This window comes from Pseudactinotalea sp. HY158, from assembly GCF_009660225.1.
In the GTDB taxonomy this organism is placed as follows: domain Bacteria; phylum Actinomycetota; class Actinomycetes; order Actinomycetales; family Beutenbergiaceae; genus HY158.
In genome coordinates this window covers 1,172,171-1,193,093 of record NZ_CP045920.1, presented here as the reverse complement: position 1 = coordinate 1,193,093, position 20,923 = coordinate 1,172,171, and the positions used below count along the sequence as shown (strand labels likewise).

Genomic DNA, 20,923 nt, shown 5'->3' with positions numbered 1-20,923 from the left:
CGACGAACGCCGCCCCGGGTGGAGCGGCGTTCGCGCGTGCTACCGGCTTCGCGGGGTCAGCTGAGCGACTCGTTCTGGGTCGGCACCGTGACCGGGCGGGCGGCTACGATCTCGACGGGCGGGAGGGTCTTGGCCGGCAGAGTCGTGGGACGCCAGGCGGCGCGCGACTGTTCGTAGGCCGTGATGTCGGCCTCGTGGTTGAGCGTGAGGCCGATGTCGTCGAGGCCCTCCATGAGGCGCCAGCGGGTGTAGTCGTCGATCTCGAAGGTGGCGACGATGTCACCGCAGGTCACCTGCCGGTTCACGAGGTCGACCGTGATCTCCTGGCCGGGGTTGGACTCGAGCGCCTTCCAGATGAGCTCGACGTCCTCCTGCGCGAGGATCCCGGCGACGAGACCCTGCTTGCCGGAGTTGCCGCGGAAGATGTCGGCGAAGCGGCTCGCGAGCACGACCTTGAAGCCGTAGTCCTTGAGCGCCCAGACGGCGTGCTCACGGGAGGAGCCGGTGCCGAAGTCCGGGCCGGCGACGAGCACCGAGGCCGTCTTGTACGGCTCCTGGTTGAGGATGAACTCCGGGTCGGACCGCCAGGCGGCGAAGAGCGCGTCCTCGAAGCCGGTGCGGGAGACCCGCTTGAGGTAGACGGCCGGGATGATCTGGTCGGTGTCGACGTTGCTGCGGCGCAGCGGGATGCCGACGCCGGTGTGCGTGGTGAATTTCTCCATGGTGGCGGCCTCCTCAGGCGTTCACGAGGTCGGCGGGGGACGAGAGGGTGCCGCGGATGGCCGTGGCGGCCGCGACGAGCGGGGAGACGAGGTGGGTGCGTCCACCCTTGCCCTGCCGGCCCTCGAAGTTGCGGTTCGAGGTGGAGGCGGCCCGTTCCCCGGGCTTGAGCTGATCGGGGTTCATGCCCAGGCACATCGAGCAGCCGGCGTTGCGCCACTCGGCGCCGAAGGCGAGGAAGACCTGGTCGAGCCCCTCGGCCTCGGCCTGGAGTCGCACCCGCGCCGATCCCGGCACGACGAGCACGCGCACGTCGTCGGCCTTCTTCCGGCCGGCGATGACGTCGACCACGGCGCGCAGGTCCTCGATCCGGCCGTTCGTGCACGACCCGATGAAGACCGTGTCGACGTGGATGTCGCGCAGCGGCAGTCCCGGCGCGAGGTCCATGTACTCGAGCGCCCGCTCGGCGGCCACGCGCTCGTTCTCCTCGTTGATCTCCTCCGGGTTCGGGACCCGGCCCGACAGCGGCAGGCCCTGGCCCGGGTTCGTGCCCCAGGTGACGAAGGGTTCGAGGTCGTTCGCGTCGAGGGTGACCTCGGCGTCGAAGGTCGCATCCGAGTCGGTGCGCAGCGTGCGCCAGTACTCGACGGCGGCGTCCCAGTCCTCCCCCTCGGGGGCGTGCGGGCGGCCCTTGAGATAGGCGAAGGTGGTCTCGTCCGGGGCGATCATGCCGGCGCGCGCCCCGGCCTCGATCGACATGTTGCAGATCGTCATGCGCGCTTCCATCGACAGCGCCTCGATGGCCTCGCCGCGGTACTCGAGCACGTAGCCCTGGCCGCCGCCGGTGCCGATCTTGGCGATGACGGCGAGGATGATGTCCTTGGCGGTCGTGCCCTCGCGCAGCGTGCCGTTCACCGTGATCGCCATGGTCTTGAACGGGGCGAGCGGCAGGGTCTGGGTGGCGAGCACGTGCTCCACCTCGGAGGTGCCGATGCCGAATGCGAGCGCGCCGAAGGCCCCGTGGGTCGAGGTGTGGGAGTCGCCGCACACGACGGTCAGGCCGGGCATGGTCAGGCCGAGCTGGGGCCCCACGACGTGGACGATCCCCTGATCGGCGTCGCCGAGGGAGTGGATCCGCACGCCGAAGTCCTCGACGTTGGCCCGCAGCGTGTCGATCTGCTTGCGCGAGGTCTTGTCGGCGATCGGCAGGTCGATGTCGAGGGTCGGGGTGTTGTGGTCCTCGGTGGCGATCGTCAGGTCTGGACGACGCACGGGACGCCCGGCGAGGCGCAGCCCCTCGAAGGCCTGCGGGCTCGTGACCTCGTGCACGAGGTGGAGATCGATGTAGAGGAGGTCGGGCGCGCCGTCCTCACCTCTGCGGACAATATGGTCCGCCCATACCTTCTCCGCCAACGTCCTACCCATGACGCGTCCAACTTCCTTGATCCGTGTGCTGACGGAGGGCCTTGCGACACTCCGGGTTTCACCGTCGAACTTGCGTCTCATCTTCCGAGACGGCAATATCGACTTATGGACAACTCTAGCGGAGTCGGCGTTCTTGACAAGGCCGCGATCGTTCTGGGCGCCCTGGAAGCGGGTCCGGCGACCCTGGCACAGCTGGTGGCCAGCACCCACCTGGCACGCCCGACCGCGCATCGGCTCGCCGTCGCCCTCGAGCACCACCGGCTCGTCTCCCGCGACATGCAGGGGCGGTTCGTGCTCGGGCCGCGCCTGGCCGAACTCGCCTCCGCCGCGGGCGAGGACCGACTGCTCGCCGCCGCGGGCTCGGTGCTCGTGGCGCTACGCGACCACACCGGCGAGAGCGCCCAGCTCTACCGCCGCCAGGGCGATCAGCGCATCTGCGTGGCCGCGGCCGAGAAGCAGATGGGCCTGCGCGACTCCATCCCCGTGGGCGCCACGCTCACGATGCTCGCCGGCTCCGCCGCGCAGATCCTGCTCGCCTGGGAGGAGCCGGACCGGCTGCACCGCGGGCTGCACGGCGCGAAGTTCACAGCCACGATCCTCTCGGGGGTGCGCCGGCGCGGCTGGTCCCAGTCGATCAGCGAGCGCGAGGTCGGCGTGGCCTCGGTCTCGGCCCCCGTGCGCGGGCCGTCGGGTCGGGTCATCGCCGCCGTCTCCGTCTCCGGCCCCGTCGAGCGCATGAGCCGACAGCCCGGCCGGCTGCATGCCGCCTCCGTCGTGGCCGCCGCGAACCGGCTGACCGAGGTGCTGCGCAAGGCCGACGAGGGACTCTAGGGCGCCGTCGGCCCCGCCCGGCGCGCCCCCTCCTCGAGCGCCCGCGCACCCGCCCGCAGGTGGGAGACGAAGGCGTCGATCTCGCCGATCTCATCGGCGCGCCACGTGAGGCAGAACTCGTATGCACCCGGGTCGGCCGTGTAGTTCACGCCCACTCCCCCGTCCGCGGTCGGGGCGAAGGCGAGCCGGACGATCTCGCCCCGGCCGCCGATCGAGGTGGTCGAGAGCACATCGGTGGTCAGCAGCCGGTAGCCGTCGTCGGCGAAGATCCGCGGGGTGAGCCCGAGCCGGGAGGCCATGGCCCGCAACCCGAACAGGTGCCGGTCGATCCCGTTGCCGCTCTTGCACGCCTTGACGAGGGCCGAATGCGCCCCGCGGGCGGCCTCGAGCTGTTCCGGCGTGGCATCGCCGTCGAGGAGCGCGCCCGCGAGGGCCACCGCCTCGGGCGTGTTCGGTCGCAGGCACTCGGTCCGTCCGGCGAGGTACTCGCGCATGTCCACGGCCTCGTAGGTGCTGCGGACCCGCCCCCACGTGGCGCGCTGGGCGACGAGCATGATCCACTGCATCGCGCCGTCGTGGCTGAACCGCAGGCCCGCCGGTGCGGTGAACGGCACGGTGACCACGCGGACCCGATACCGGCCGGCCTCGGCGCGATACGCCTGCAGGGCTGCGTCGATCTCGCCCCGGAGCCGGGCATCGACCGGCCAGACCAGCTCCGTCGGCCGCCCCGCCGCCGGCGCCTCGACCACCCGGTCGTCGGGCTGCACGAGGTGCGCCTGCGCGACGTGCGCGGCGAGCGTCGCCCCGTCGAGGATCGAATGCTCGACGTGGACGGCGACGAAGCCGTCGACCAATCCGACCTCGACGCTCAGCGGCTTGTACACCCACGCAGCTCCCGGATCGAACGCCACCCGCCGCAGCGCCTCGGCGGTGCCGCCGGTCTCGCCCTCGTCGCCGAGGTCGAGCACGAACAGGGCCTCGCGCAGCCGGCGGTAGGTCTCGGCGCCGGCCGGTTCGGCGCGCAGTCGATCGAGGACGGCCGCGGCGTGCTCGCTGCCGAGGAGGGAGGGGTCGGTGAACGTGCCCGGCGTCGCGACCGAGCGCAGGATCTGCGTCATCGCCGCGGCGAGGGCGGGGCGCGGCAGGGGCCGCCCGGCGGCATCGGACACCGCCAGGGCATGGGCGCGGTTGTGTCGGAGCACGACGATCTCGCGGTGCGCCGGTGACGGGTGGCCCTCGAGGAAGCCGTCCGTGCCGGGACGCGGATCACGGATCCCGCCGGCGAGGTAGCGCCACTGCGTGGGCGTGAGCGGCTCCCCGCGCGGGCTCACCTCGGGCCGGGCCTCGCCCCGCAGGTGACGCAGGTGGACGGCGGCCAGTCGATGGGCGACGTCGGCCGCGAGGTCGACCCCGCGCCTGGTCCGGTCCCACGCGAGCTGGAACGCGACGTTGCCGGCCAGCGGCAGGGGGGATCGCTGCTCGAGGTAGGTGTCCTGCCATGCACGAGTCAGCCAGCTGCGCCCCCGCCGGTGCTCGGCGCGGGCGAATCGCTCGAGCTCCTCCTGGCAGGCCGGACCGTCGGCGTTCGCGAACTCGGTCACGGCCGCGCCCGTGACCGCTCGTTCGTGCGCGGTCTGGAGCGGCCCCAGCGCGGTGAGATAGCGCTCCAGGGTCTGCGCCAGCGGCGGAACGGGGAGGGACTTCATCGGGCACCCTCCGATCTCGGACGGTCACGTCAACGGCTTCACGATACCGCCGCGGCGGGGCCGATTCTCGTGACCCGAGTCTCCCGTCAACGAAGAAAGGCACAGGATCCCTGCTCAGCAGAGATCCTGTGCCTTGTTTGCAGCCCCGACCGGATTCGAACCGGCGCCGCCGCCGTGAGAGGGCGGTGTCCTAGGCCGCTAGACGACGGGGCCATGCAATTTCTTCTTGCCTTCGGAATGCTACCTGACGGAGCACTCTTCACGCGCTGGGGTACCAGGACTCGAACCTAGACTAACTGTACCAGAAACAGTCGTGCTGCCGATTACACCATACCCCATCGGAGTATTCGGTCCGGATCGGACGCCGCGAGGCGCCGTGATCCAAACGTCCTACCGCCGGATGACTCTACCGGAGCGGGGGCCGCGAACCAAAACGAGAGCCGTGAGCAAGCCCACACCTGTGCACAATCCGCATCAGAGAGCCCCGAGCAGGTCCGGAAGCTCCGTCAGCGAGGTGAGGACCGCCACACCGGAGGCCCGGGCACCCTCCGGGTCCTCGTCGTGGTGACCACCCCGGCGGCGCCCCGGACGCGCCAGCCACATGCCCCGCAGGCCGGCGTTCATCGCCCCGCGGGCGTCCGTGTCGAGCTCGTCGCCGACGTAGGCCGTCTCCGCCGGCTCGACGCCGAGCAGCCGGCACGCCTCGAGGAAGACCTCGGGGGCCGGCTTGCCGACCCCGAACGTGTCCATCGTGACGAGCAGCGGCAGATCGTCCAGCCCGGTCGCGGCGAGCTTGAGCTCCTGCACGCGCGTCTGGGCGTTCGTGACGACGCCGATCTCGTAGCCGTCCTCCCGGAGCCGGTCGACCGTCGGGCGGGCGTCGGGGAACGGGGCCCAGGCGCCCGCGAAGGCGAGGTCGAACGCCTCGTTCCACGCCTCGACGTCGTCCGCGCCGAGTCCGGGCAGGCCGAGGGCGCGTCCGATCTCGCGCAGCCGGGCCTCCCGCTGTTCCCAATAGCCGACCGTGCCGCGGGTGTAGGCGCGGTAGTGTCCGCCCAGATCCTGTCGCCAGCTCGCCAGGGCCACGGCGGACCGCTCCGGGGTGAGGTCCGGGTCGAGCAGCCGGGTGGCCGCATCGATCGCCGCCGCGAACGCCGTGCGGGTGTCCACGAGGGTGTCGTCGAGGTCGAAGACGACGGCCCGGCTCACAGGCTCGCCCGCAGCGCGCGCAGCCGCGCGAGGCTCGAGTCCCGCCCGAGGATCTCCATCGACTCGAACAGCGGCGGCGAGACCCGCCGGCCCGTCACCGCCGTGCGCAGCGGCGCGAACGCGAACCGAGGCTTGATGCCGAGCTCGTCGACGAGCACCACCTTGAGCGCCTCCTGCTGCGATTCGGCGCCGAAGTCCGCGAGCCCGGCCAGCACCTCGATCGATCGGTCGAGCACCTCGGCGGCCTCGGGCCGCAGCTTGCCGCGGGCGTCGTCCTCGACGATCAGGTCCGCGTCGGCCGTGAACAGGAAGCCGAGCATGCCCGGCGCCTCCCCGAGGAGGGTCATGCGCTCCTGCACGAGGGGGGCCGCTTCGCGCAGGATCTCCCGCTCCCGCTCGCCCAGGCCCGCGTACTCCGGCGCCGAGACGGCGCCCGCAGCGTGCAGGTACGGCACGAGCCGGCCGCGGAAGTCCTCCGGGGCGAGCATCCGCAGGTGGGTCGCGTTGATCGCCTCGGCCTTCTTCACGTCGAAGCGCGCCGGATTCGGGTTGACGCTGGCCACGTCGAACGCGGCGACCATCTCCTCGCGGGAGAAGATGTCGTTGTCCGGGGAGATCGACCAGCCGAGCAGGGCGAGGTAGTTGAGCAGGCCCTCGGGGATGAAGCCGCGGTCGCGGTGCAGGAAGAGGTTCGACTCGGGATCGCGCTTGGACAGCTTCCTGTTCCCCTCCCCCATGACGTAGGGCAGGTGGCCGAACTCCGGCATGACGGTGGCCACGCCGATGTCGAGCAGGGCCCGGTAGAGCGCGATCTGGCGCGGCGTGGAGGAGAGGATGTCCTCCCCGCGGAGCACGTGGGTGATCTGCATGAGCGCGTCGTCGACCGGGTTGACGAGCGTGTACAGCGGCTGACCGTTGCCCCGCACGATGACGAAGTCGGGTACCGAGCCGGCCTTGAAGGTCACCTGCCCGCGCACGAGGTCGGTGAAGGACAGGTCCTCGGCCGGCATCCGCAGCCGCAGCACGGGGGCGCGGCCCTCGGCCCGGTAGGCGACCTTCTGCTCCTCGCTCAGGTCGCGGTCGTGGCCGTCGTAGCCGAGCTTCGGATCGCGGCCCGCGGCCCGGTGACGGGCCTCGATCTCCTCGGGCGTCGAGAACGACTCGTAGGCGTGCCCGGCGGCGAGGAGCCGGGCGGCGACGTCGGCGTAGATCTCCATCCGCTCGCTCTGCCGGTACGGCCCGTGCGGGCCGCCGACCTCGACGCCCTCGTCCCAGTCGAGGCCGAGCCAGTCCAGCGCGTCGAGCAGCTGCCGATAGGACTCCTCGGAGTCGCGGGCGGCGTCGGTGTCCTCGATCCGAAAGACCAGGGTGCCGCCGGTGTGGCGGGCATAGGCCCAATTGAACAGGGCCGTGCGGATGAGGCCGACGTGGGGAGTACCGGTGGGCGAGGGGCAGAAACGCAGGCGAATTGTGCTCATGATGCCCACCAGACTACTGGGCGCGGCCGGCCTCGGTTCCGGCCGTCGCATCACCGAACAGCTGATGGGCGGCGGCGAGCGTCAGGCGTTCCGGATCGGTGCCCGGCAACGCGCCGCCGAGCCAGAGCGTGGCCAGCCCGTGCACGAGGGCCCAGGCGCACTGGCGCGCCTGGGTGGGGCCCACGAGCAGTCGGTCGCCCGGCACGGATGCGAGCCCCGAGTCCAGGAGAGCGGTCGTCCGGCGGCGGGCGTCCGCCAGCGCGTCGTCCGTCGTCGCGAGCAGGTCGGAGCGGAACATGACGCCGTAGTGGCCGGGATGGGAGAGCGCGAAGCGGACATATGCCACCGCGGTGCGATCGAACTCGCCCGCGGCGACCGAGGGTTCCAGGGTGGCGGCGAGGAGGTGGAAGCCCTCGGTCGCCAACGCCGTGACCAGCCCGCGCCGGTTGCCGAAATGATGGGCCGGTGCGGCGTGGGAGACGCCGGCGCGGCGCGCGAGCTCGCGCAACGACAGCGCGTCGACCCCCGACTCGGCCACGACCTCGGCGGCGATGGCCAGGACGCGCGCACGCAGATCTCCGTGGTGGTAGGGCCGTTCCATACGCGCCACCCTAAACCAATCTAGTCACCGCCTAGACAGGCCCGAGGCCCGCGCCGTAATCTAGCCACCGACAAGATACCTCGATCTCCCGGAAGGCCCGCCATGGCTCCACTTCTCGCTCTCGTGGGCGTCACCCTCGTCGGCCGGCTCCTCGGCCGGCTGGGTGTCGACTACCTCGACACCTGGCCGCAGGCGCTCGCCGCGGGGCTGGCGGCGCTGTTCCTGCTGACCGCGAGCGCCCACCTGTTCCAGCCGCGCCGGGCCGGACTGATCGCGATCGTTCCGCCGGCCGTCCCCTTCCCGGCGCTGGCGGTCACGGTCACCGGAGTCCTGGAGCTGGCGGGGGCCGTCGGGCTGCTCGTCCCCCCGGCGTCGGCCGCGTGGATCCGACCGGTCGCCGCCGTCTGCCTCGGCATGCTCATGCTCGCGATGTTCCCCGCCAACGTCTACGCCGCGGGCCGGCGCCGCCACCCGAGCGCGCCGACCACGCCCCTGGGTCGCCGGGCCCTCGTGCAACTGCTGTACCTGGCGGCCGCCGTGGCCGTGACGGTCACGGCCGTGTAGCCCGCCTACCATGGGGGCGGATCACCGAACGACTTCGCCGAAAGGGACCCGGATGCGCGGACCGGAGCGCCACTCATGACCGATGGCCACCTGATCGACGCGAGCGCCGACTCGCCCGCGCCCCGCCCGCGTCCCACGTTCGGCCGGAATCAGGCGACGCTCTCGGTCGCCCAGCTGCTCTCCGGGGTCGGGATCGCGGTCGGCTTCGCCGTCGGCGGGCTGCTCGCCGAGCACCTGACCGGGAGCGCGGCGTACGCCGGATTCGCCCAGACGGCCTCGATCCTCGGCGCGGCCACGCTCGCCATCCCGCTGGCCCGGCTGGCCCAGCGCACCTCCCGCCGCCGGGCGCTGACGACCGGATTCGGCATCGCGCTGGCCGGGTCGATCCTCGTGCTCGTCGGGGCCGGCACCGGGTCGGCGCCGGTCTTCTTCGTCGGGATGCTCGCGTTCGGCTCCTCGACCGCCGCCGGGTTCCAGGCGCGCTACGCGGCCACGGACGACGCGCCCGTGCACCGGCGGGCCGTCGCCCTCTCGATCGTCGTCTGGGCGACGACCCTCGGATCGGTCGCGGGCCCGAACCTGGCCGGCCCGGCCGGGCGGCTCGGCCGGGCGCTCGGGGTGGGCGAGCTCGGCGGGCCGTTCGTGGTCTCCGCGGTCGTCTTCCTCCTCGCCTCGCTCACGACGCTCCGGCTGCGCTCACCGGGGCACGCACCCGCGTCGACACCGACCGGCACGCGGACCATCGGCGTGGCCGAGGGCCTGCGGGAGGTGGTCGCCGCCCCGCGGGCGCTGCTCGGCTTCGCGGCCGTCGTGCTCGGCCACACGGTCATGGTCTCGGTCATGGTCATGACCCCGGTGCACATGGATCACCACGGCGACTCGATCACGATCATCGGCCTGGTCATCTCGCTGCACATCCTCGGCATGTACGCGCTCTCGCCGGTGTACGGCTGGCTGAGCGACCGCTACGGCGCGACGCGGGTCATCTGGGCCGGGTTCGCGATCCTCGTCCTCGCCGCGACCCTCGGGCTCGTGGACGACGTCGCCGGCTCCTCGACCCCGCGGATCACGGCCGCGCTCGTGCTGCTCGGGCTCGGCTGGTCGGCCTGCTTCATCGCGGGCTCGAGCCTGCTCACCGCCTCGATCCCCGAGGAGCACCGGGTGCCGATCCAGGGCACGGCGGACGCGGCGATGAACGTGGGCGCGGCCGTGTTCGCCGCGGCCGCCGGGCCGCTGCTCGAACTGGGCGGATTCACCCTCATCAACGCCGTGGCCCTGACGCTCGTCGCCGCCGGGGTCACGATCGCGATCCGGTCGACCCGCCCGGGGCGGCTGCGGGGAGCCTGAGGGAGGCTACCGGCGCACGATCGGGTTCCCGAAGCGGCCGATGCCGTCGATCTCGATGTCGACCCGCCGGCCCGCCTCGGCCGGCCCCACGCCCGCCGGCGTGCCCGTGAGGACGACGTCGCCCGGCAGGAGCGTGAACACGCTCGAGGCGTAGGCCACCAGTTCCGTCACCGAGCGCACCATGTCGGCGGTGGTGCCGTCCTGGCGCAGCTGACCGTCGACGTAGGAGCGCACGCCCACCCGCCCCGGGTCGAAGGAGCCGTCGTCCAGGACCAGGTACGGGCCGAGCGGGCAGGAGGTGTCCCACGCCTTGCCGCGGGTCCACGTCGCATCGGCGCGCTGCGCCTCGCGCGCCGTGTAGTCGCAGGCGGCGGTGTATCCGAGGATCGCCGCGGGGGCCTGCTCGGGCGTGAGGTTCTTGCAGACCCGCGAGATGACGACGGCCAGCTCGGCCTCGTAGTCGACCCGGTCCGCGTAGGCGGGCAGCACGATCGGATCGTCGGGGCCGGCGACCGCGGTGTTCGGCTTGAGGAAGAGCACCGGCTCGGCCGGCACCTCGTTGCCGAGTTCGGCCGCATGCGCGGCGTAGTTGCGCCCCACGCCGACCACCTTCGAACGCGGGATGACCGGCGCGAGGAGGCGGACGTCGTCCACACGCACCCGCGCGCCCGTCGGCTCGGGCGCGGTGTGGAGCGGGTCGCCCCGCAGCACGACGAGTTCTCCGGCGGCCTCGTCGAGGAGGCCGTAGGCGGGGTCGGAACCATGGGCGAAACGGGCGATGCGCATGCCCCTACGGTAGCGCTCAGGCGCGGGCCAGGACCTCCCCGTGCACGACCACGAACCAGCCGTCGTCGTCGGCCGCCCAGTCCTGCCAGGCCGCGGAGATCCGGTCGAGTTCGGCCTGGTCGACCAGGCCGGTGCGGATCGCCTTCTCGGCCACCCCGGAGTGCTGCATCCGCTCGGACCACGTGCGGGCCCAGTAGGCCCGCTCCTCCGGATCGGAGAAGCACCAGGTGGAGGCCCCGGCCTCGACCTGGCCGAAGCCGGCCGCGCGCACCCAGGCGAGCAGCCGCCGGCCCGCCTGCGCCTGGGCGCCGTGGGCGGCCGAGACCTGCTGGTACAGGTCGCGCCAGCCGGTGAGCCCCGCCTCGGGATACCAGGTCATCGCGCCGTAGTCCGCATCGCGCACGGCCAGGAGCGCGCCCCGGCGCAGCACCCGGCGCATCTCGGTGATCGCGGCGACGGGATCCTTGAGGTGCTGGAGCACCTGGTGGGCGTGGACCACGTCGAAGGAGCCGTCCGCGTACGGCAGCGAGTACACGTCGGCCTGCTCGAACTGCACGTTCTCCACGCCGCGGGCCACCGCGAGGTCGGCGGCGCGGTCGAGCACCTCGGCGGCCCGATCGATCCCGAGCACCCGCCCGCCCGGCACGTGGGTGGCCAGGTCGGTCGTGATCGTGCCCACCCCGCAGCCGACGTCGAGCACGTCCATACCCGGCTCCAGATACTCCAGCAGGTAGGCTGCGGAGTTCTCGGCGGTGCGCCATGCGTGCGAGGCCAGCACGCTGGCGTGATATCCGTGCAGATATTGCTCGCTCATCTGCTCACGGTAGTACCGTTGCGCAGGTTTATCTAAGAAACCGCCCGCGGTTTCCCGATCTGGATCCAGGGGGTCCGAGCCCGTGAGGAACATCCGTGTGGTCGGCATCGACGTGGCACGCGGCCTCGCGATCCTCGGGATGTTCGTCGCGCATCTGGCCATGCCCATGCCCGGCGGGTGGCTCGCGGACGGGCGCCCCTCGGCGCTGTTCGCGATGCTCGCGGGCACGGGCCTGGGGTTCATGACCGCCCGGGCCTACCGGGGCGGGGACGTCGAGGTGGTCGCCCTGCGCGCCGAGCGGGGGCGGATCCTCCGGCGGTCCGCGGCACTGTACGGCGCCGGGGCGGTGCTCATGCTGCTCGGCACCCCGGTCGTGGTGATCCTCGGCTCCTACGCGGTGATGTTCGCGCTCATGATCGGATTCCTGCGGTACCGGCCGGGGGTGCTCCTGGGCTGTGCGGGGGCCGTCATGGTGCTCGCTCCCCCGGTCGTGGCCGGGCTGCGGCTGTGGGTCAACGGCGAGCCGGCCTCCGCCTACGGGCCGCCCGTGCTCTTCGAACTCGCCACCGGCTACTACCCGGCGCTCGCCTGGATCGCCTACCTGCTCGTCGGGCTGGCCGTCGTGCGCCTCGACCTGACGCGCCTGGCCGTGCAGCTGCGGCTGCTCGCCGCGGGGGCGGCCGCGGCGGTCGCGGGCTACGGGGGCGGCCTGCTCGCGATGCGGGTGTTCGCGCCCGATCAAGGCGGCTTCGCCGCGGCGCTCCTCAGTCCCGCCCCGCACACCGACTCGGCGCCGGAGCTGCTCGGCAACGCCGGCGCCGGCGTGGCGGTGATCGCGCTGGCGCTGCTCGCGGCGCGGGCGGCCCCCGGGCGGGTGCTGCTCGGCCCGATCGCCGCCACGGGCCGGCTCTCCCTCTCGGTCTACAGCGCCCACATCGTCTATATCGCCGTGCTCGGTTCCGACGCCGTGTGGTTCCCGCAGTCCCAGGCGCCGCTGCTGTGGCTCGTCGTCGTGACCCTCGTGGCCGCGACCGCCTGGACGGCCTGGCTCGGGCAGGGCCCGCTCGAACGGCTCGTAGCTGCGCTGGCGGGACCGCGCCCGCAGCGACGTAGCGTTCCGCTCACCCCGTGATCCGCCGAAGGTCCCAATTACGAAACTCGACCCTCCCGTAAAGTGGGGGCGTGTCTCGCCCAGGTACCCCCATGCTCCGCCTGGCCTTCCTCGTCCCCGCCGGGCTCGCCATGCTCGCGGGTCTGAACGCGGCGCTCCTGCTGCTCGGCGTCCCGGCCCCGGTGCAGGCGCCGGCGTGGGCCGACCTGCACGGCATCCTCATGGTCGGCGGCTTCCTCGGCACGCTCATCTGCCTCGAGCGGGCCGTGGCGCTGCGGCAGGCCTGGGCGTTCTGCGCCCCGGCGCTCCTCGGCGTCGGGGCACTCCTGCTGCTCACCCCACTCCCGGCGCTGCTCGGGCAGCTCTTCCTCGTCGAGGGGGTGATCGGATTCATCGCGATCTACCTGGCGCTGTGGCGACGCAATCACGACGACGTCGTGCTCGTGCAGCTCCTCGGCGCCGTGCACCTGCTCATCCCGCTCACGCTGTGGATCTGGCTGCCGCTGCCGTGGATCATGCCCTGGCTCGTGGGCTTCCTCGTGCTCACGATCGGGGCCGAGCGCGTGGAGCTCGCGCGGCTGGCGATGCCCGCCACGGGCGGGCGCACCCTCGTGCTCGCGGCCACCGCCCTGACCCTGACGATCACCGCCACGCTCCCCTGGCCCGCGTGGGGCGCGCGCGCCACCGGGCTCGTGCTCGGGCTCTTCGTGATCTGGCTCGTGCGCCACGATCTCGCCCGGACCCTCGTGCGGTCCTCGGGGCTGCCCCGCTTCAGCGCCGCCGCGCTCCTGGCCGGCTACGCGTGGCTGCTCGTGGCCGCTGCGGCCTGGCTCGTCGCCGGCGATCAGCGCTCCGGCGCGCTCTACGACCTCGTGGTGCACTCGGTCATGCTCGGCTTCGCGATCTCGATGGTCATGGCGCACGCCCCGATCATCCTGCCCGCCGTGCTCCGCCGGCCGCTGCCCTACCGGGCGGTCATGTGGGCCCCGCTCGCGCTCCTGCACGCGGGGCTGGTCGTGCGGGTCGCCGCCGGTGACCTCGCCGGGATCACCGCGGCCTGGCGCGCCGGCTCGGTCGTCAACGTCATCGCGCTGCTGCTGTTCGTGGGCGTGGCCGCCACCTCGAGCCTGCTCGGCCCGCGCGCCCGCCCCGAACCGGCACCCCGAGCCCGGGCGACCCGAGCACAGGTGAGCCGGCCCGCCCCACCCGACCCGACGTCGTCCATCCCCCGGAGTGATTCGTGAGTACTCGTGGCACGTGGTTCATGCGTGACCGGCCCGTCGTCATCTGGCTGTTCGTGGCGGTGCTCGTCAGCCTCGTCCACCCGTTCTTCGCCGACTCCCGGTGGCTCATGGTGCACCTCGTGGCCCTGGGCGCGCTCACCCATTCGGTCATGGTCTGGAGCGTGCACTTCGCCGACGCGCTGCTCAAGACCAAGTCGATCGAGCCGCGCCGGAGACAGTCGCTGCGCCTGGGGCTGTTCCACGTCGGAGCCGTCGCCGTGTTCGCCGGGGTGCCGCTGACGCTGTGGCCGCTGACGATCGCCGGGGCCGCGGCCATCAGCGTCGCCGTGGCCTGGCACGGGGTCATGCTCGTGCGGCGCCTGCGGGTCGCCCTGCCCGGGCGGTTCCGCATCACGGTGCGCTACTACGTCGCGGCCGCGGCGATGCTGCCGGTCGGGGCCACGTTCGGGGTGTTGCTCGCCCGGGGGCTGGGGGACCCGTGGCACGGCCGGCTCCTCGTGGCGCACACGATGACGAACCTGCTCGGCTGGATCGGGCTGAGCATCCTCGGCACGCTCGTCACGCTGTGGCCCACGATGCTGCGCACCCGCATGGCCGAGGGCTCGGAGCGGACCTCCCGCCGCGCGCTGCCGGTGCTGCTCGTCGGGCTCGCCGCCGTGATCGCCGGCCCGCTCGTGGGTCTCGAGCCGCTCGCCGCGGCCGGGATCGCGTGCTACCTGGCCGGCGCGCTCGTCGTCTACTGGCCGATCCTGGTCGCCGCCCGCAACCGGCCCCCGTACGCGTTCCCCACGCTCTCGGTCGGCGCGGGCCTGCTCTGGCTGCCGATCGGCCTCGTGACCATGGGCGTGGCCCTGCTCGGCCGCGGATGGACGGCGCTCGCCGGCTCCTACGGCAATCTCACCGTGATCTTCCTCGTGGGTTTCGCCCTCCAGGTGCTCTTCGGGGCGCTCAGCTACCTGCTGCCCGTCGTGCTCGGCGGCGGCCCGTCGGTGCTGCGGGCGACGATGAAGGGCATGGAGCGGTGGGGCACGTGGCGGGTGGTCGTGGTCAACCTCGGCCTCGCCGCGTGCCTGCTGCCCGTGCCGAGCCTCGTGCGGGTCGTGCTCTCGGCCGTGACCCTCGTGGCGCTCGCGAGCACGCTCGTGTTCATCCTCACCGGGCTCGCGGCCGGGATCCGGGCGAAGCGGGCGGCCCAGGCGAGCCCGCCCGCCCGGGGCGGGGCGCCCACCCACGACCGGGCCGAGCGCGCCCTCACGCTGTCGTGGTCGCGGCCGCAGCTCATCGCCGGGGTGACGGTCATCGCCGTCGGTGCCGCGCTCGGCGTGGGCCTCGACCCGGCCGCCGCGGGCTTCCCGACGGCGGGGGCCGACCGGCCGGCCGCCGACGACACGAGTGCGGTGACCGCCACCGGCGAGGTGACCACGGTCGACGTCACCATGAGCGACATGCGCTTCCACCCGGCGTCCGTCGAGGTGCCCGTGGGCAACGAGCTCGTGATCAACCTGACGAACGCCGACGAGGCGGAGGTGCACGACCTCGTGCTCGCCGACGGCGCGAACTCCGGGCGGCTGGCCCCGGGCGAGTCGACCACGCTCGAGGTGGGCGTCGTCGGCGCGGACATCGACGGCTGGTGCTCGATCGTGGGGCACCGGCAGATGGGGATGGTCTTCGAGGTCGTCGCCACCGGCGGGCAGGCCGGCGGCTCGGACCGGACCGGCGGCACCGATGGCATGAACGGCATGGGTGACATGGGTGGCCCGGGTGACATGGGTGGCATGCACGGCGGCACGGGCTCCTCGAGTGATGCGGGTGATTCGTCCTCACCGATCGATTTCATGGCCCCCTGGCCCGAGGACTTCACCGGCTTCGACCCGGAGCTGCCGCCGCTGACCGAGGAGACCGAGCACGAGGTCACGATGCGGGTGACCGACGTGCCCACCGAGGTCGCCCCCGGGGTGCGGCAGGTGCGCTGGACCTATAACGGCTCCTCGACCGGGCCGACGCTGCACGGGCGGGTGGGCGACACGTTCAAGGTGACGCTGATCAACGACGGCACGATGGGGCACTCGATCGACTTCCACGCGAGCGAACTGGCGCCCGACGAGCCGATGCGCGACATCGCTCCGGGCGAATCCCTCGAGTACACGTTCACGGCGAAGCGGGCCGGGATGTGGATGTACCACTGCGGCACGATGCCGATGACCGCCCACATCGCGGCCGGCATGGCGGGCGCGATCGTTATCGAGCCGCCGGGGCTGCCGGAGGTGGACCGGTCCTATGTCATCACCCAGTCCGAGCTGTACCTGGACACCGCGGGTGCGGCGGGCACCTCCGGTGAGCTCAGTGAGCCCATGGAGGTGGATGCGACGAAGGCGGCGACCGAGCAGGTCGACGCCGTCATGTTCAACGGCTTCGTCAACCAGTACCTCGACAATCCGCTGCAGGCGAAGGTCGGCGAGCGGGTGCGGTTCTGGCTCCTCGACATCGGACCGAACCGGCCGCTGAGCTTCCACATCGTCGGCGCCCAGTTCGACACCGTGTACAAGGAGGGCACGTATCTGCTCAAGGACGGCCGCGGGCCGCTCGACCCGCCCGGCTACGATGCGGGCGGATCGCAGGCACTCGACCTGCTCGCCGCCCAGGGCGGATTCGTGGAGACGGTCTTCGTCGAGGCCGGCCACTACCCGATGATCAACCACGTCATGGCCGATGCCGAGCGCGGCGCCCGCGGGATCGTCGAGGTGAGCGAGTGAGGGACGGGTAGCCTGGCGCCGTGGCCACCAACTCCGATCAGCCGACGTATCCGAGCCTCGCCCGGTTCGACTTCCCGACCGCGCTCGTCGTGGCCGATGCGAGCCACGTGCTCAGCGTCGACGGCGACGTCGAGGGCGTGTACCCGTGGAAGTCGGTGACGAAGCCGCTCGCCGCGCTCGCCACGCTCGTGGCGATCGAGCAGGGGCACGTGCGCCTCGACGAGCCCGCCGGTCCCGAGGGGGCGACGGTGCGGCATCTGCTCGCGCACGCCTCCGGACTGCCGTTCGAGGCCGGCGCCCCCGCGCAGGCGCCCGGGCGGCGGAGGGTGTATTCCAATCTCGGCTTCGAGGCCCTCGCCGAGCACGTCGCCGCCCGGGTCGGCATGGACTTCCCCACGTGGGTCCATGTGGCCGTGCTCGAGCCGCTCGAGCTCGACTCGGTCGAGTTCACCGGCAGCGCCGCCCACGCCGCGAGCGGGAACGTCTTGGACGTGCTGGGCCTGGGGATCGAGCTCCTCACGCCCACGCTCATCTCGGCCGAGCTCGGTGCGCAGGCGCGCACCGTGCAGTTCCCGGGCCTGGACGGCGTGCTGCCGGGCTTCGGGCGCCAGAGCCCGAACGACTGGGGCCTCGGGTACGAGATCCGCGCCGCGAAGTCGCCGCACTGGACCGCCCCCGGCGCCGACCCGGCCACGTTCGGCCACTTCGGCCAGTCCGGCTCGTTCCTCTGGGTCGACCCGAACGCCGGCCTCGTGGCCGCCTTCCTCGGGGAGCTCTCGTTCCGGGAGTCCGTGCACGGGGCGATCTGGCCCGACCTCAACGCCGAGATCCTCGAGGCCCACCGGCCCGGAGCGGGTAGCGGGCATCACTGGGCTCTCAGCCCGGGTGCGCCCGTCCCGGGGCGATGACATCCAGACCCGCGGCGCGCGCCGCGTCGCCGAGCCTGTGGTCATACGTCAGGACGGCGGAGGCATCGAGCCGTAGTGCGGCCTCCAAGTGCAGCGCATCCAGGGTGCGCAGGTACGGCATCGGCAGGTAGCCGGCGCTGCGGTACACGGCCCGGTCGAGGGCCGCCAGCGCCACTCCATCCAGAAGCCGGGTCACATCGACCTGCTCCAGCCCCTCCCGCCTCGCGAGGCGGCGCAACTCGGTCTCGAGAAGGTCGCTGGAGACCAATGCGGCGGACGTCCGGTCGAGCCAGTCCAGCAGCGCAGCACTCTCGGGCTGGTCGACGAGCAACGCCCCCAAGGCCGAGGTATCGACGTAGACGGTCACAGGCGGTCCGCGCGCAACTCGTCCAGAACGGCGGCAAGGCTCCGGGCCGCGGGCCTGCGGACGATCCCGAGCGCGGCCCAACCACCCACTCTCCGCACAGGCCGAGCAATTCTGAGGGAGGGGGTCGGCGTGTCGAGCGGCACGATCCGCCCGACCGGCACCCCGCTATTGGTCAGCACGAAGGAGCGCCCCTCGCTCACCGACCGGAGCACGCGTCCGGACTCGTTACGCAGCTCGCGCTGCGACAGGCTCTCCGGCTCGTGATGGTCGATACTCATGCCCCCGAGCGTAGCGCTCGTGCGACAGCTGTGACAGGTACCTGGCCTCCCCGGGACCGCGGACCGCGTCGACGCCCCGGGAGAACACCCGAACCGGGCACGCCCGCAGAGCCGGGCGGGCGTCGTCCACAGGCCGACCGGGCGGGCCGGAACCGAAGCCGATGCGGCGATGTCGGCCACGTGCGGCAGACTGGCGGGTGATGACCTCCTCAGCCTCCCCCCAGCTCCCGCCGGCGAACTCCCACCCGGACGACGACGAGCTCGTGCTCGCATTCTCCGAGTGGGCGGCCGCGCGCGGGCTCGAGCTGTACCCGCACCAGGAGGAGGCGCTGCTGGAGATCGTCACGGGCTCCCACGTCATCGCCTCCACGCCGACCGGGTCGGGCAAGTCGCTCATCGCGGTGGCCGCCCACGCGGTGGCGCTCGCGCGCGGGCAGCGGTCGGTGTACACGGCTCCGCTCAAGGCGCTCGTGTCGGAGAAGTTCTTCGACCTGGTCGAGGTGTTCGGCCCGGAGAACGTCGGCATGGCCACGGGCGACTCCTCGATCAACCCGGACGCGCCGATCATCTGCTGCACCGCCGAGGTGCTCGCGAACCAGGCGCTGCGCCAGGGGGCGGAGACCCCGTTCGGGATCGTCGTCATGGACGAGTTCCACTTCTACGCCGACCCGCAGCGCGGCTGGGCGTGGCAGATCCCCCTGCTCGAGCTGACCGAGGCCCGGTTCGTGCTGCTCTCGGCCACCCTCGGCGACGTCTCGTTCTTCGCAGGCGACCTCACCCGCCGCACGGGCGCACCCGTGGCCGTGATCGACTCGGCCGAGCGGCCGGTGCCGCTCACGTTCAGCTATGTGGTCGAGCCGCTCCAGGATCTGCTCGCGGAACTCGTGAGCACGCACCGGGCCCCCGTGTACGTCGTGCACTTCACCCAGGCGGCCGCCGTCGAGCGGGCCCAGTCGCTCAGCTCGCTCAAGCTCGTGAGCCGCGCCGAGCGCGACGAGATCGCCGACGCGATCGGGGACTTCCGGTTCGCGAAGGGCTTCGGAAGCACGCTCTCGCGGCTGCTGCGGCACGGCATCGGCGTGCATCACGCCGGCATGCTCCCCCGCTATCGCCGGCTGGTGGAGCGCCTCACCCAGGCGGGCTTGCTCAAGGTCATCTGCGGCACCGACACCCTCGGCGTGGGCATCAACGTGCCGATCCGCACGGTCGTGCTCACCGGGCTGACGAAGTTCGACGGCCGGCGCCAGCGCCACCTCAACGCCCGGGAGTTCCATCAGATCTCCGGCCGGGCGGGGCGGGCGGGCTACGACACCCTCGGTGAGGTGCTCGTGCTCGCCCCCGAGCACGTGATCGAGAACGCGAAGGCGCTCGCGAAGGCCGGCGACGACGAGCGCAAGAAGCGCAAGGTCGTGCGCAAGCAGGCCCCCGCGGGCGCCGTGAACTGGACCGACAAGACCTTCGAGCGGCTCCGCGACTCCCAGCCCGAATCGCTCACGTCCCAGTTCCGCATCTCCCACGCGCTCGTGCTCAACACCCTCGCGCGCTGGGAGGACCCGGTCGAGGTGATGCGCCGGCTCATCACCGAGAACCATGAGCCCGCCACGGCCTGGAACCCGCACGTGCGCGCGGCGGTTCGGATCTTCCGCTCCCTCAAGGCGGCCGGCGTGGTCGAGCACCTGAGCGAGCCGGACTCGTTCGGGCGGCGGGTGCGCCTCACCCAGGATCTTCCGGAGGACTTCGCGCTCAACGCCCCGCTGTCGCCGTTCGCGCTCGCGGCGCTCGAACTGCTCGACCCCGACGACGAGGACTACGCGCTCGACGTGGTCTCGGTGCTCGAGGCCACGCTCGAGGATCCCCGCCCCGTGCTCATCGCGCAGGAGAAGGCCGCCCGGGGTGAGGCCGTGGCCCAGATGAAGGCCGACGGGATGGACTACACCGACCGGATGAACGCGCTCGAGGAGGTCACCTATCCCAAGCCGCTGGCCGAGCTCCTCGGCGCGGCCCTCGCCGAGTACGCGAGCGTGCACCCGTGGGTGCGCGACCACGAGCTGCGACCCAAATCCGTGGTCCGGGAGATGGCGGAGTCGGCGATGACCTTCGCGGAGTTCATCTCCCACTACTCCCTCGCCCGGTCCGAGGGGGTCGTGCTGCGCTACCTCAATGACATGGCCAAGGCCCTGCGGCAGCTCGTGCCCGAGGAGAAGCGCACCGAGGAGCTGACGGACCTGACGGCGTGGCTCACGGAGACCGTCCGCTCCGTCGACTCCTCCCTGCTCGCCGAGTGGGAGGCGATCGCCTCGGGCGATCCCGCGGCCGCCGCCCGCGCCCTCACGCCTACGGACGACGAACCGGCCTTCCGTAGTGATCGGCCGGTGACCGAGAACGAACGCGCGTTCACGGTCATGGTGCGCAACGCCGTCCACAGGCGGATCGACCTGCTCGACCGCGAGGACTACCGGAGCCTCGCCGACCTCGACGGGGAGTGGACGGCGGCCGAGTGGGCCGAACGCATGGAGCCGTACTGGCAGGAGTACACCGACCTGGGCACCGGCAACGCCGCCCGGGCCGCGTCGATGACCTCGATCGTCAAGCACCCGGCCACCTGGGAGGTGACCCAGGTGCTCGCCGACCCCGCCGGCGACCACGACTGGCGGATGACCCTTGAGGTCGACCTGGCTGCGAGCGCCGAGGCGGGCGAGGCCGTCGTGCACGTGACCGGGCTCGGGCCGCTCACGGGCTGAGGAGCGCCCGCCGGCACGCTGCTGCCTGCCGGTGGACACG

18 protein-coding genes and 2 tRNA genes are annotated in these 20,923 nt (G+C 72.4%); 8 read left to right on the top strand and 12 right to left on the bottom strand.

What is annotated here, in order from left to right; translation table 11 throughout:
- Window positions 1-56: 56 nt before the first annotated feature.
- Window positions 57-722 (bottom strand): 3-isopropylmalate dehydratase small subunit, encoded by a 666-nt coding sequence (gene leuD / locus GCE65_RS05290; RefSeq protein ID WP_153877646.1) that lies wholly within the window; start codon window positions 720-722, stop codon window positions 57-59.
- 13 nt (window positions 723-735) lie between these two features.
- Window positions 736-2,145, bottom strand: a complete 1,410-nt coding sequence (gene leuC, locus GCE65_RS05285) for a 3-isopropylmalate dehydratase large subunit (RefSeq protein WP_152909601.1) — start codon at window positions 2,143-2,145, stop codon at window positions 736-738.
- 105 nt (window positions 2,146-2,250) lie between these two features.
- Here leuC and GCE65_RS05280 point away from each other — a divergent pair, with 105 nt between their 5' ends.
- Entirely contained in the window at window positions 2,251-2,976 is a 726-nt protein-coding gene (locus tag GCE65_RS05280; protein WP_152909600.1) for an IclR family transcriptional regulator, read from the top strand.
- Here the strand turns inward: GCE65_RS05280 and GCE65_RS05275 are convergent.
- The 6 genes from GCE65_RS05275 to GCE65_RS05250 form a co-directional block, all read right to left on the bottom strand.
- Window positions 2,973-4,682: a choline/carnitine O-acyltransferase gene (locus tag GCE65_RS05275; protein ID WP_153877645.1), complete on the bottom strand. Its 1,710-nt coding sequence runs from the start codon at window positions 4,680-4,682 to the stop codon at window positions 2,973-2,975. The genes GCE65_RS05280 and GCE65_RS05275 overlap by 4 nt on opposite strands.
- Window positions 4,683-4,822: 140 nt before the next feature.
- Window positions 4,823-4,895 (bottom strand) — tRNA-Glu (locus GCE65_RS05270).
- Window positions 4,896-4,948: 53 nt separating this feature from the next.
- Window positions 4,949-5,020, bottom strand: a tRNA-Gln gene (locus GCE65_RS05265).
- 136 nt (window positions 5,021-5,156) lie between these two features.
- Window positions 5,157-5,891, bottom strand: a complete 735-nt coding sequence (locus GCE65_RS05260; RefSeq protein WP_153877644.1) for an HAD family hydrolase — start codon at window positions 5,889-5,891, stop codon at window positions 5,157-5,159.
- Window positions 5,888-7,369: a glutamate--tRNA ligase gene (gene gltX / locus GCE65_RS05255; RefSeq protein ID WP_153877643.1), complete on the bottom strand. Its 1,482-nt coding sequence runs from the start codon at window positions 7,367-7,369 to the stop codon at window positions 5,888-5,890. Before gltX ends, GCE65_RS05260 begins: the two co-directional genes overlap by 4 nt.
- Before the next feature lie 13 nt (window positions 7,370-7,382).
- On the bottom strand, window positions 7,383-7,970 hold the full coding sequence (locus GCE65_RS05250) for a TetR/AcrR family transcriptional regulator (RefSeq protein ID WP_152909597.1): 588 nt from the start codon (window positions 7,968-7,970) through the stop codon (window positions 7,383-7,385).
- Window positions 7,971-8,072: 102 nt separating this feature from the next.
- Here GCE65_RS05250 and GCE65_RS05245 point away from each other — a divergent pair, with 102 nt between their 5' ends.
- Complete coding sequence (locus tag GCE65_RS05245; protein WP_153877642.1) at window positions 8,073-8,534, top strand: DoxX family protein; 462 nt, start codon at window positions 8,073-8,075, stop codon at window positions 8,532-8,534.
- A gap of 75 nt (window positions 8,535-8,609) precedes the next feature.
- Window positions 8,610-9,881: an MFS transporter gene (locus tag GCE65_RS05240; RefSeq protein ID WP_153877641.1), complete on the top strand. Its 1,272-nt coding sequence runs from the start codon at window positions 8,610-8,612 to the stop codon at window positions 9,879-9,881.
- Between the two features lie 6 nt (window positions 9,882-9,887).
- On the opposite strand, the gene GCE65_RS05235 is transcribed toward GCE65_RS05240, so the two are convergent.
- Window positions 9,888-10,667 carry a fumarylacetoacetate hydrolase family protein gene (locus tag GCE65_RS05235; protein ID WP_153877640.1) on the bottom strand — a complete coding sequence of 260 codons (780 nt, stop codon included), beginning with the start codon at window positions 10,665-10,667 and terminating at the stop codon, window positions 9,888-9,890.
- A gap of 16 nt (window positions 10,668-10,683) precedes the next feature.
- Window positions 10,684-11,481 carry a class I SAM-dependent methyltransferase gene (locus tag GCE65_RS05230; RefSeq protein WP_152909593.1) on the bottom strand — a complete coding sequence of 266 codons (798 nt, stop codon included), beginning with the start codon at window positions 11,479-11,481 and terminating at the stop codon, window positions 10,684-10,686.
- Between the two features lie 82 nt (window positions 11,482-11,563).
- On the opposite strand from GCE65_RS05230, the gene GCE65_RS05225 reads away from it, so the two are divergent.
- From GCE65_RS05225 to GCE65_RS05210, 4 genes are all read left to right on the top strand, one after another.
- Window positions 11,564-12,613, top strand: coding sequence for a DUF418 domain-containing protein (locus GCE65_RS05225; RefSeq protein WP_153877639.1), 1,050 nt, complete (start codon window positions 11,564-11,566; stop codon window positions 12,611-12,613).
- A gap of 71 nt (window positions 12,614-12,684) precedes the next feature.
- Window positions 12,685-13,836 carry a hypothetical protein gene (locus GCE65_RS05220; RefSeq protein WP_194928833.1) on the top strand — a complete coding sequence of 384 codons (1,152 nt, stop codon included), beginning with the start codon at window positions 12,685-12,687 and terminating at the stop codon, window positions 13,834-13,836.
- Window positions 13,833-16,589: a multicopper oxidase domain-containing protein gene (locus GCE65_RS05215; protein ID WP_153877638.1), complete on the top strand. Its 2,757-nt coding sequence runs from the start codon at window positions 13,833-13,835 to the stop codon at window positions 16,587-16,589. Before GCE65_RS05220 ends, GCE65_RS05215 begins: the two co-directional genes overlap by 4 nt.
- A gap of 20 nt (window positions 16,590-16,609) precedes the next feature.
- A complete protein-coding gene (locus GCE65_RS05210; RefSeq protein ID WP_153877637.1) occupies window positions 16,610-17,497 on the top strand; it encodes a serine hydrolase in 888 nt (295 codons plus the stop codon).
- Here GCE65_RS05210 and GCE65_RS05205 read toward each other — a convergent pair.
- Together GCE65_RS05205 and GCE65_RS05200 are read right to left on the bottom strand one after the other, a co-directional pair.
- Window positions 17,466-17,864: a type II toxin-antitoxin system VapC family toxin gene (locus tag GCE65_RS05205; protein ID WP_153877636.1), complete on the bottom strand. Its 399-nt coding sequence runs from the start codon at window positions 17,862-17,864 to the stop codon at window positions 17,466-17,468. The genes GCE65_RS05210 and GCE65_RS05205 overlap by 32 nt on opposite strands.
- Window positions 17,861-18,142 (bottom strand): type II toxin-antitoxin system Phd/YefM family antitoxin, encoded by a 282-nt coding sequence (locus GCE65_RS05200; RefSeq protein ID WP_152909590.1) that lies wholly within the window; start codon window positions 18,140-18,142, stop codon window positions 17,861-17,863. Before GCE65_RS05200 ends, GCE65_RS05205 begins: the two co-directional genes overlap by 4 nt.
- Window positions 18,143-18,342: 200 nt before the next feature.
- Here GCE65_RS05200 and GCE65_RS05195 point away from each other — a divergent pair, with 200 nt between their 5' ends.
- Window positions 18,343-20,883 (top strand): RNA helicase, encoded by a 2,541-nt coding sequence (locus tag GCE65_RS05195; protein WP_153877635.1) that lies wholly within the window; start codon window positions 18,343-18,345, stop codon window positions 20,881-20,883.
- Window positions 20,884-20,923: the final 40 nt, after the last annotated feature.